Below are 12017 nucleotides of genomic sequence, written 5' to 3'. Positions count from 1 at the left end.
GAAATGGGGTAGCGCAAGGAACAATCATTATTATTTCAGGATGTTGCCTTCAGTATCAGTACAGTATATAGATCGCATCACCTCGTATCGGCACAGTTGTCGATGCTGATTAAAAGTCTTGTTTCTTCAAAAAAGAACGAAATTGCCCAAAAGATGCTACGATAGGTATATCTGCAAGCGGATGTGGCGGAATTGGTATACGCGCACGTTTGAGGGGCGTGTGGCTTTGCCTTGCGAGTTCGAGTCTCGCCATCCGCATTATTTTCTCTTATTTTCTCAGTTCTCAGTGCTGTAAGCGCATCAGTGCGTAGTACGCCCTGATTTCTGAAATGGCACAAAAACTTAACTCACCACTCAATTTTTTTGCTGGAATAGGTTTCCGGCAAGAAATTGTTTATGATTTTATATAAGAAAATGAAGTTTTGTAAAGAGCGTTGACTTCAACTGTTATACCTACAAACAGCATTACCCTACCAAGAGCTTGGTATGCTCTCAGTCCGCTTTGGCAGGGAGGCGAAGAAGTGGTGCAGCAAGGACTGCCTCACACACAACTAGCACCAGCATGGCAGATGCTTTTACTGGGAGATGGCTCCCCTACCCGTCATCTACAGCTTTTGACGGGTGAACCAACCGAAGTAGATGTAATTGATATGTCGCCTGTTGGCATGGATGCTGATGCGGCACCCAATCAAATCCAGGCTGTACCGGGACCCAGGTTGCGACGACAGGTATGGCTGCGTACCACCTCCGGTCAGCGGCTGGCTTACGCGACTTCCTGGTGGGAAGCCAGCCATGTAGATGAGTATTTACAAAACCGTTCTTTGCCAATTTGGGCAAGTTTGGCTCGCCTGCGTACCGAGTTGTATCGGGATGTCCAGGGAATTTACTATGGTCAGTCAGATGCTTTAGAATCTGCTTTTGGACAAACAGGACCATTCTGGGGGCGTCATTACCTATTTTGGCATCATGGGCGTCCCCTGACGCTGATTTATGAAGTTTTTTCACCCTATTTGACAAACTACTTGGGGCCAATGCAGCCTGTGAATCCGGGGAATTAAGTAGACGGACTTAATATATTTTGTAGGATGGGTAGGAGCGAAACTCATCAAACCCTTGTCAATGTTGGGTTGAGTACCAATCGCCCAACCTACAAAATGACAGGGTTTAATTCAGTTGTTCTACTTAGCAAGAAGTTACAAATTTGCATAGCAAAGTCAAACAGCAAAGTTCCAATTATGGTAAGCAATTGGAACTTTGCTGTTTCTCTTAATACTAGAGAATTTTGGAGTTAGTTACTACACCCCGGATTAGGATTATTTAAACATAGCCAAGTTCCTTTGGCAGCCCTGATCATTTCAGCAGAAGACGACTGACTATTGCTACCTGTACTAGGAGACGATGGGGTAGTGTTTCTTTCCATAGGAGACGATGGGGTAGTCATTCCATCTGTAGGAGACGATGGAGTAGTCATTCCATCTGTAGGAGACGATGGAGTAGTCATTCCATCTGTAGGAGACGATGGAGTAGTCGTTCCATCTGTGGGAGACTGCTCATTTACTGACGGCATCTGAGCGTATACTTTTTGGCTGTTTACAATCGAGCCAGTGGCATTACTGAAAAATTGATTAGAGTCACTACTACTAGAGTTAATTTGTGCCCAGGCGGGAAAATTCATAAAAACACTAGCGCTAACAACTCCCATCAGACTAATCAGCTTTTTAATTGAGTTTTTTGACGAGTGTGCGTTCATCAGTATCTCCTTGTTTTTTAGCGAAAAGAGTTTCAGTTTCTTGGTTAATTCAGTGTTTTATTTTGTCAGACTCGGCTCTGTTAGCTCAATTCAAAGTTGAGAGGCTTCACTTAGAAATCGAACTGAGACTGAGTAAAGCCAGAGACATTTTTATCCTTCCGTTTTACCCAAGAGTCATGGAGTTTCTTAGTTAAATCTCATCGGTTAAGAGTAGCTTTCTTAATTTTTTGGTTCGTCCACCTAAAGGGTTATCTAAAGTTAAATTATTTTCAGTCTATAGGTATAGGTATAAAATAGTACAAGTTGCTATGAACTGCAAATTTGCTTCTATTTCTTATTTTATTGAGGATTTAAATACTTTAATATAGCAATCCTATTTTAGTTGTGAGATGCCAGCGGTTCAGCTCCCCGACTTCGTAAGAGTTGCCCTAGGATCTTGCCTTCACGAATCATTTAGGACTGCTATATCATTTAGCTTTATGTTTATAACAAATAAATCCCTTAATAATTCCTACAATTTTGGGTTGTCACAAATGTGGGATCGCCTAATCAATTAGAATTGGAAAAATTCTGGTAAATCTAACCCCTAATTTTCTTTCCTTATACAATTCAGTCTTTTGAATGCCCTATTTTTCGCTTCTCAGAGTAACATAAGAGCGATACTATCCCCTAACCCCCTTAAAAAAAGGGGAAATAGACAGAGCTGTTGCAGACATAAAGTGAAATAGTATTACACGGGAAAGATGTCTAGACATCTTTCCCGTGTAAGTTTTTCAAATTCATTTAACCACTGACAAAAAGTTAACAGCTAGCTGCTTTTTCCAACATCAGCTTAGAACGCTTAACTTGCTCTGGAACTGGGATGGGGTAGTCGCCAGTAAAGCAAGCAGAACAAAAATTGTTAGGGTCTTCGCCGGTAGTTTTCAACATTCCATCGCGACTGAGATAAGCTAGCGAGTCTACACCAATTTGCTCGGCAATTTCTTCGACTGAGTTTGTTGCCGCAATCAACTGATCCTGGCTGTCAGTGTCAATGCCATAAAAGCAGGGATGAGTTACCGGCGGAGAGGAAATTCGCATATGAACCTCGGTGGCACCGGCATCTCGGAGGGCTTTGACAAGTTTGCGGCTGGTCGTTCCTCGCACGATGGAGTCATCAACAATGATCACTCGTTTCCCAGTCAGCACATCTTTAAGAGGATTGAGTTTCATCTTGATGCCAGACTCTCGCATTGTCTGAGTCGGCTGGATGAAAGTGCGACCGACATAGCGATTTTTAATCAATCCCTCGGCGTAAGGAATGCTGGATGCTTGGGAAAACCCAATTGCGGCGGGAATGCCGGAATCGGGTACACCAATAACTACATCGGCATCCGCTGGAGATTCGTGGGCGAGTTGCCGTCCTAAGCGCAGCCGGTAGCTATAGAGACTCTCGTCATGCATGACGCTATCCGGACGAGCAAAGTAAATCATTTCAAAGATGCATAGTTTCCGTTTGGGTTGTTCTGCCCAGAAGAAGGAAGCCATACCTTCTTCGGTAATCCAAACTAACTCGCCCGGTTCAACATCCCGCAGGTACTCAGCACCAATAATATCTAAGCCACAAGTTTCTGATGCGAGGACATAGCGCTGGGGGTTAGTGTTTAAAGTGCCAATCACTAAGGGACGAATGCCATTGGGGTCGCGGGCACCCATCAAGCCGTCTGGTGTTCCAATTGCCAGACTAAAGGCTCCTTCGCATTGCCGAAAGGCTCGGATAGCTCCTTCTAACCAGTCTTTGCCTGCGTTAATTTCTTCGGCGATCGCAAAGGCAATCATCTCAGAATCCGTCGTAGTGATTAGGTTACAGTCGCGTCGCAGCAACTCTTCCCGCAGTTTCCCAGTATTGACTAAATTACCATTGTGTGTAAGCGCAAGGGTTCCCAACCGAGTCTCAACAAGTGCTGGCTGAGCATTGACAACGCGGCTGGAACCCGTCGTGGAGTAACGGGTATGACCAACTGCCATGTCACCTGGTAGCTGGTTCAAGATGGATTCATTGAAGACTTGGGAAACCAAGCCCATCTCTTTGTGTAGATGAACCTGCTTGCCTTCAAAAGTGGCAATACCAGCAGATTCCTGACCCCGGTGCTGTAAGGCATACAAACCAAAATAGGTCAGTTTTGCCACATCTTCACCTGGTGCATAAACGCCAAAAACGCCACAAGCTTCCTCTGGCTTATCAGGTCGCTGGACATTCAAGTTGTTAGACTCATCTGAAGACTCATCACTAGCAAAGGGATGGTTGGGAATCATGTGCGAACTTGGCTCCTACTTATTGAGGCAGAGAAAACTAACTGGGCTTAGTAATTCTTAATAATCTCATAACAAAGCATTAATGTCGCTAACCGAAGACATAGACCAGGAATTTAGGGTCTGTCTGGGTGAGCGATTTAGGGAAGGAAATTGGGGGAGATTGGCTAAATGGTTAAACGGCGTTGGATAGCATAGTGATAAGCGTCGCCCATTTTCTTTATGCTAACGTCAATTAAAGCTTGGCTTTGAGCCGTAAAAACCCGTAACTCGCTGTCCGGTTTTCCGACGCGACCCATTTTTTCCCAGCAATCCTCCAGTTGCTCCTTTAAATAGGATTCCCAAATTGCTTGGTGTTCTTGCACTACAGAAACTAAAATTCGCGCTCCTCCCTCGCCAAAAAAGATGGAATCCCAACGTAAAGAGGGTTTTGGGGGAAGTTCCAAGTAAATTTCGGCTCCTAAGTTGCTAGTGATGCAAGCTTCCGAGAGAGCGATCGCTACTCCTCCCTCAGCACAATCGTGAGCTGAGCGAATCCAGCCTTGACGAATTCCTTCCCGACAAGCAGCTTGTACCCGACGTTCCAAATCAAAATCTACGATGGGCGGTTTACCGGCGACAATGCCATGAATTGCTGACAAATACTCGGAGGCACCTAACGTGACTCCCTCTGGTGAATCCAACCGTCGTCCCAGTAAATAAATTAAATCTCCCTCAGCTTGCCAAGCTTGGCTGCAAACTCGCGTAATGTCAGGAATTAACCCCACCATCCCCACCACGGGCGTCGGATAAATTGGCTGGGGATTCCCGTCGGCGTCCACTGTTTCGTTGTAGAGAGACACGTTGCCGCCAGTCACAGGCGTTCCCAATTCCCGGCAGGCTTCCGCGATTCCCCGACAAGCATTTGCCAGTTGCCAGTAACCCACCGGCTTTTCTGGACTCCCGAAATTTAGGTTATCCGTTACCGCTAGAGGTTCGGCTCCCACACAACTGAGATTACGAGCCGCTTCTGCGACGACTGCCTTGGCTCCCTCATAGGGGTCAAGATAGACGTAGCGAGCATTGCAATCGACTGTGGCAGCAACCCCCTTATTGTTCCCCTCGTTAACCGGGTGATTTGGGGAGGGTTCCAGCGGACGCACCCTCACTACTGCTGCATCTGCGCCACCTGGAACAATGACAGTATTGTTTTGCACCTGATGGTCGTACTGACGATAAACCCAACGCTTAGAGGCAATTGTGGGAGTATCTAATAAAGTCAAGAGAATCTCATTCCAGGTGAGAGAACGATCTTGAATTTCAATGCCAGCGCTGGTAAAACTTGGAAGGCGATCGCTTGTCCACTCCCAAGCTAGACGCGCATACTCTGGCGCTTGGGTCAACAATTCCCGGTGATAAATTGGCGTATTATCCGCCAAAGCCGTTGCTGGAATTTCTGCCGCCACGCCGCCTTGGAACAGAATCCGTACAATCGGCTCTTCAATAACTGTGCCTGCAACGACAGCGTGCAAACCCCAGCGGTGGAAAATATCAATCAACTCCTGTTCGCGCCCCTTGTAAGCAACAAACAGCATCCGTTCCTGAGATTCAGATAGTAAATATTCATAAGGCACCATCCCCGTTTCCCGCACTGGAATTTTGTCTAAATCCAGTTCAATCCCGACGCCGCCTTTAGCCGCCATTTCTGACGTGGAACAGGTAATGCCAGCTGCGCCCATATCCTGTGCTGCTACCACTGCACCAGTTTTAAACGCTTCTAGGCAAGCTTCAATGAGGGATTTTTCTAAAAAAGGGTCGCCAACTTGTACCGCTGGACGGTCATCCATCGACTGATCGCTGAGTTCCGCACTGGCAAAACTCGCCCCGCCCATGCCATCTCGCCCAGTCGTAGAACCCACATACAGCACTGGATTGCCAATCCCTACTGCTCCAGATGTGACAATTTCCGGAGTTTCCATCAATCCCAGTGCCATTACATTTACTAAGGGATTCTCCGAATAAGCTGGATCAAAATAGACCTCACCGCCCACTGTGGGTACTCCCACACAATTACCATAATGTGAGATTCCCGATACCACGCCACTGAACAATCGCCGCGTCTTGGCATCTTCCAGAGAACCAAAGCGGAGGGAGTTTAACAAGGCGATGGGACGCGCACCCATTGTAAAGATATCCCGGAGAATACCGCCTACTCCCGTCGCAGCTCCTTGAAATGGTTCGACAGCTGAGGGGTGATTGTGAGATTCAATTTTAAATGCTAGTTGCAGTCCGTCGCCCAAGTCTACAACACCAGCATTTTCTCCTGGCCCGACGAGAATGCGATCGCCCTGTGTCGGAAACTGCTTCAGCAATGGTCGTGAGTTCTTATAGCAGCAATGCTCCGACCACATGACGCCAAACATTCCCAACTCAGCTTTATTAGGATGACGCCCTAGCCGTTGGACAATTTCTACGTATTCTTCTGGCTTTAGACCTTCAGCAGCAATTTCTTCAGGGGTAAACGGGGCGGATGAACTTGTAGACATAGAACCCTTGCACGAACGGCACAGGAGTTCATTTTATCTATGATTGTCCTGTTTCGGGTTGCAGCAGCTGATTTCTCACCTATTTATTTTATTCCCGAAATTCCCGCGCTGATGCCGTCACGCCTAGAGTTTGACATTGCTCAAGTGACTCGCCAATTCTGGCAGATGGAAAGACGCGATCGCCTTCTCTGAAAACTTGCTTCAGCAGCGATCGTGAATTTTTGAATTAACTATCTTTAACTTGCCGAAATAATTAATGTTTATAATAGGATTTTTAAAATAAAAAACTGATAATAATACTCTCTAATAAAGTTTTTTTGTTCATCAAATTATCTTATCTTTTGACTTGTATTTTATGAAAAATCTTGGCTCTTAACGTGTAAATAAAACGGTAATCATTGATATTATTTTTGAGTAAATATAATTAGCGAAGATAAATTGCCAGTTCCATCCCAATAAATTAGAAATAATAAAAAAGTTCTAAACCACCCTACAAGTCAGTATTTTCTTCCATTCTGCTGTATCTTTGGTTACAACCTATAAATTTCCTAAGATTAAGTTTGGTTGAATAGCTACGCAATCAACCCAGCTAACGTACAAGATAAGGAAATAGAAAGTTTTTTTATTTCTTGCCTTGTATTACCTAAAGGCGAACGGCTGTTGGTATCAAAACTATATAGGCATTAAAACGAATTTACTATGACGCGAGTAACAAGCGATCGCCAAATTTCAAAAAATAAGCGAAAAATCCCGCTACGCCTCGTCTTAGTAGTGCCATTTGTCTTCCAAATCTTTACCGCTGTGGGTCTAACGGGGTGGCTCTCGCTACGCAACGGGCAAAAAGCCGTCAACGATGTCACCACCCAACTACGGAGTGAAATTACTGCCCGTATCAAACAGCACCTAGATACCTACTTAGAAACACCTCATATCGTCAATGCCATCAGTGTCGATGCCATTCGTCGCTTCCAAATGTGGAATCCAAACGACATGAGTCCTATGAGAAGCTACTTCTTTTGGCAGCTTAAGCAATTTCCCACAGTAAATTACATTAGCTTCGGAGGAGAGAAAAAAGAATATGCCGGTGCTGGATATAAGGATGATGGTTCCACAGTTATTGAAATTACTGATAAATCTACTAACTTCGTCAATACAATCGTTACCGTAGATAGCGAAGGCAAGCCGACTCAGCTCAAGGAAACCCACCCAAACTACGACCCTCGAAACAGACCTTGGTATAAAGCCGCACGGGTTGCAAACAAACCCCATTGGAATAAAATTTACCAATATTATATTCAACCGAGCCTAGGAATCTCCGCAAGCAAGCCCGTATACGACAAAACAGGCACTTTCCGGGGAGTTGTAGTTACCGATTTATTTCTGTCAAAAATCAGTAGTTTCCTGCAAACTTTAAAAATCGGTCGGACAGGAAAGACATTCATAATAGAACGCTCTGGACTGATAGTAGCTTCTTCTACCTCCGAGAAGCCATTTCTAAACAGCTCGGATGGCAAAGAAGCGAAACGGCTTAACGCAATTGAAAGTTCTGTACCCTTGATTCGCTTTACAGCACAACATTTAACAAAACGCTTCGGCAACCTTAACAAAATTAGCAGCAACCAGCAATTTGACTTTAAGCTGAATGGTCAGCGAGAATTCGTGCAAGTTATGCCCTTCCAAGATGGTCGAGGTCTGGATTGGCTAATTGTGGTGGTTGTTCCAGAAGCCGACTTCATGGAGCAAATCAATGCCAACACTCGTACTACTATCCTGCTGTGTCTGGGGGCATTGATACTAGCTACCCTTCTGGGAATCTTCACCTCTCGTTGGATTACTCGTCCCATTCTTCGTTTAAGCGAGGCTTCTAAGACTTTAGCAATGCAGGCTGTAACAGCGAATTTTGCCAGCAGTCAATTAGAGCAAAAAGTGGAAGTCAAAGGCTTGGGTGAACTGGAAACTCTGGCTCACTCTTTCAACCAAATGGCACAGCAGTTGCGAGAATCCTTTATAGCTTTAGAAAAAACAAACGAGAAGCTAGAAATCCGAGTCGAAGAAAGGACAGCCGAACTCAAAGAAGCAAAAGAAGCCGCTGAGATTGCCAACCGAGCTAAAAGTGAATTTCTTGCCAATATGAGTCACGAACTCCGCACTCCCCTCAACGGCATTCTGGGGTATGCTCAAATCTTGAAACGCGATAAAGATGCCAGCTTCAAACAACTCGATGGCGTCAGTATTATTTATCAGTGTGGCTCCCACCTACTGACATTAATTAACGATATTTTAGACTTTTCCAAAATTGAAGCTAGGAAAATGGAACTCTATCCGAAAGATTTTTATTTTCCTTCTTTTATTTTAGGCGTTATAGAAATTTGCCGCATCCGCGCCGAACAAAAAGAAATTTCTTTTACTTATCAAGCTTTAAATCAACTTCCTACTGCTATTCATGCTGATGATAAACGACTCCGACAAGTTTTGATTAACCTCTTGGGCAATGCTATCAAATTTACAGATAAGGGTAGTGTAAATTTCCAAATAGGGGTAATAGATAAGGGATCGGAGTCTAACCAATTAGCCTTTACCAAGATTCGTTTCCAAATTGAAGATACTGGTGTTGGGATGACTTCAGAGCAGTTAAAAAAGATATTTCTGCCATTTGAGCAAGTGGGAGATAAAAATCGCCATCCAGAAGGCACCGGCTTAGGATTATCGATTAGTCAGGAAATTATTCAGATGATGGGAGGCGAACTAAAAGTCGAGAGTAGTTTAGGTAAAGGTAGTATTTTTTGGATAGACTTAGATTTGCTTAAAACATCTCAATCTATTGAAAAACCTTCTGTTATTTCAGCAAAAAATATTATTTGCTTTAAAGGTGAAAGGCGCAAAATTATGATCGTAGATGACCGATGGGAAAATCGCTCATTTCTAGTTAATTTATTAGAGCCAATAGGATTTGAGGTAATCCAGGCTGAAAACGGAAAAGAAGGGTTAGAGAAAGCTGTTGAATTTAAACCCGATCTGATTATTACAGACTTATTAATGCCAGTTATGGATGGCTTTGAAATGTCTCGACGCCTCCGAGAGTCAACAGAATTAAGAAATGTAATTTTGATTGCTTCCTCTGCTAGTGTATTTGAATTGGATCGGCAAAATAGTCTGGAAGCTGGCTGTAACGGATTTATTGCAAAACCAATTATACTTGAAGATTTATTTGAGAAATTACAAATTTACTTAAAATTAGAATGGATTTATGAAGAAGCTGACAATTTAGAAAATCACAATCAGCAAGATGATTTTAATAATTTTCAAGATTCCGAATTTGTAGCACCGCCATCCGAAGAACTTGTCACGCTTTATCATGCTGCTCGAATCGGTGATATCGAAGGTATTGAACAGGAAGCGACTAGAATAAAGCAATTGGATAAAAAATATTTTTTCTTTGCTAATCAACTGCTGCAACTAGCGGAACTATTTGAAGAAAAAGAAATACTAAATATTGTCAAACGATATTATTTAGAGGTGTAAGAAATGAATAATTTAAATAACGAGCTTATTTTGATTGTTGACGATCTCCCCAATAACCTCAAGCTGTTGTTCAGTTTATTGAAAGAATCTGGCTTTAAAGTTTTAGTGGCTAAGGATGGTGAAAGTGCAATCGAGAAGCTAAAAGAAGTCTCACCCGATCTTATATTGTTGGATGTAATAATGCCGGGAATAGATGGGTTTGAAACTTGCGATCGCTTGAAATCATCAGTAGCAACGAAAGATATTCCTGTGATTTTTATGACTGCTCTTACCGATTCGGTGGATAAAGTCAAAGGTTTGTCTCTAGGGGCAGTAGATTATATTACCAAGCCCTTTCAGCAAGAGGAGGTTTTAGCCCGCGTCCGGCTTCACCTGAGACTATATTCTTTAAGCAAAACGCTCGCAGAGCAAAATGTACTTCTTAAACAGGAAATCGACGCCCGAAGAGAGACAGAAGCAGCGTTGCAGAGGATTTCTCAGGAGTTAGAGCAACGGGTAACAGAGCGCACATTTGAACTTACACAAGCCCTGTATGACCTTCAACAAACGCAAATTCAGCTGTTGCAGAGAGAAGAAAAATTAGGGCATGATGCTTTTCATGACACGCTGACGGGTCTGCCTAACCGAGCATGGTTCATGAATCGGCTGCAATTTGTGCTTGAATTAGCTTTAAAGCGTCAAGATTATTTATATGCAGTCCTATTTATTGACCTAGATCGCTTCAAAGTGGTTAATGATAGCCTTGGACATTTGGTTGGAGATGAATTACTCAAAAGTGTCTCTAGCCAACTACAAGCTTCTTTAAGACACACAGATACAGTTGCGCGTTTTGGAGGAGATGAATTCGTCATTTTACTGGAAGAAATTAAAGATGTAAACGAAGCAACTGCTGTGGCTGAACGCATCCAAAAGCAATTAAGACTACCATTAAATTTTAACGATTATCAAGTCTTCACTGAAGTCAGCATTGGCATTATTCTCAGCACAACGGGTTATGAGCGACCAGAAGATGTGCTGAGGGATGCGGATGTAGCAATGTATCATGCTAAAGCCCAAGGAAAAGGGCGTTACGAAGTGTTCGATCCAGCGATGCAAACACTGGCAATGGCACGCTTGCAAATGGAGAACGATCTACGACGGGCGATCGCGCTAAAAGAATTTTTTCTTTATTACCAGCCCATTGTCTCGCTCTCTACGGGTGAAGTGAGCGGCTTTGAAGCACTGATACGCTGGCATCACCCATCTAGGGGCTGGATATTGCCCGATCGCTTCATCCCTGTGGCTGAAGAAACTGGATTAATTAACGATTTGGGCTGGTTGGTTTTGCAGGAGGCTTGTCGCCAATTGAGTATTTGGCAGCAACAGTTTCCTCAAAAACCTCCTTTGACGATCAATGTGAATCTTTCTGCCGTGCAGCTTAAGCAAGTGGATCTAGTGGATCGAATAGAAGAGATTTTGCAGCGAACTGGGATATCAAGAGGCTGCTTGAAACTAGAAATTACTGAAAGTTGCATTCTAGAAACAGTAGCCTGGGAAGAAAAAATGTTGAAGCAGCTTAAAGCTCTAGGCATTCAGTTATGTATTGATGACTTTGGCACCGGCTACTCTTCTTTAAGTCGCTTGCATGAATTTCCTATTGATACGTTAAAGATTGACCGCTCTTTTGTGAGCCGCATCGAGCCAGACTTCAGCGATATCGAAATTGTTCAGACAATTGTGACGCTAGCTCGTAGCCGAGGTATGGATGTTGTAGCAGAAGGGATAGAAACGCTTCCTCAGCTACAGAAACTGCGAGATTTAGGATGCGAATCGGGGCAAGGATACCTATTTTCTAAGCCTGTAGACAGCCAACAAGCAACCCAACTATTGGTTAATGACCAGATATTTCAGGCAGTGCTGGTAGGAGAAGCGTAAACGACGCTCTGCTT

The 12017-nt window shown here is 43.8% G+C and carries 7 protein-coding genes and 1 tRNA gene; 6 read left to right on the top strand and 2 right to left on the bottom strand.

Annotated features, from left to right (window positions below):
• The first annotated feature begins 177 nt into the window (after positions 1 to 177).
• The 3 genes from ACFW2W_RS18440 to ACFW2W_RS18430 all read left to right on the top strand — a co-directional run bounded on the left by ACFW2W_RS18440 (position 178) and on the right by ACFW2W_RS18430 (position 1571).
• Positions 178 to 258: transfer RNA gene (locus ACFW2W_RS18440), tRNA-Leu, on the top strand.
• 176 nt (positions 259 to 434) lie between these two features.
• Positions 435 to 1058: a chorismate lyase gene (locus ACFW2W_RS18435; protein ID WP_378181320.1), complete on the top strand. Its 624-nt coding sequence runs from the start codon at positions 435 to 437 to the stop codon at positions 1056 to 1058.
• A 348-nt stretch (positions 1059 to 1406) separates the two neighbouring features.
• Positions 1407 to 1571, top strand: a complete 165-nt coding sequence (locus ACFW2W_RS18430; RefSeq protein ID WP_378181317.1) for a hypothetical protein — start codon at positions 1407 to 1409, stop codon at positions 1569 to 1571.
• 980 nt (positions 1572 to 2551) lie between these two features.
• Here ACFW2W_RS18430 and purF read toward each other — a convergent pair.
• Positions 2552 to 4045 carry an amidophosphoribosyltransferase gene (purF, locus tag ACFW2W_RS18425; protein WP_378181314.1) on the bottom strand — a complete coding sequence of 498 codons (1494 nt, stop codon included), beginning with the start codon at positions 4043 to 4045 and terminating at the stop codon, positions 2552 to 2554.
• A 164-nt stretch (positions 4046 to 4209) separates the two neighbouring features.
• Positions 4210 to 6567, bottom strand: coding sequence for a phosphoribosylformylglycinamidine synthase subunit PurL (gene purL / locus ACFW2W_RS18420; RefSeq protein WP_378181312.1), 2358 nt, complete (start codon positions 6565 to 6567; stop codon positions 4210 to 4212).
• 39 nt (positions 6568 to 6606) lie between these two features.
• On the opposite strand from purL, the gene ACFW2W_RS18415 reads away from it, so the two are divergent.
• The 3 genes from ACFW2W_RS18415 to ACFW2W_RS18405 all read left to right on the top strand — a co-directional run bounded on the left by ACFW2W_RS18415 (position 6607) and on the right by ACFW2W_RS18405 (position 12003).
• The gene (locus tag ACFW2W_RS18415) at positions 6607 to 6759 is read left to right on the top strand and encodes a hypothetical protein (protein ID WP_378181309.1); all 153 of its coding nucleotides are present in this window, start codon (positions 6607 to 6609) and stop codon (positions 6757 to 6759) included.
• 507 nt (positions 6760 to 7266) lie between these two features.
• Positions 7267 to 10089 (top strand): ATP-binding protein, encoded by a 2823-nt coding sequence (locus ACFW2W_RS18410; RefSeq protein WP_378181306.1) that lies wholly within the window; start codon positions 7267 to 7269, stop codon positions 10087 to 10089.
• Between the two features lie 3 nt (positions 10090 to 10092).
• Positions 10093 to 12003: an EAL domain-containing protein gene (locus tag ACFW2W_RS18405; RefSeq protein WP_378181303.1), complete on the top strand. Its 1911-nt coding sequence runs from the start codon at positions 10093 to 10095 to the stop codon at positions 12001 to 12003.
• Positions 12004 to 12017: the final 14 nt, after the last annotated feature.

Source organism: Coleofasciculus sp. H7-2, assembly GCF_042747725.1.
Lineage (GTDB): Bacteria > Cyanobacteriota > Cyanobacteriia > Cyanobacteriales > FACHB-T130 > FACHB-T130.
The sequence above is the reverse complement of the archived record's forward strand: the minus strand, read 5'-3'. Positions and strand labels throughout refer to the sequence as shown.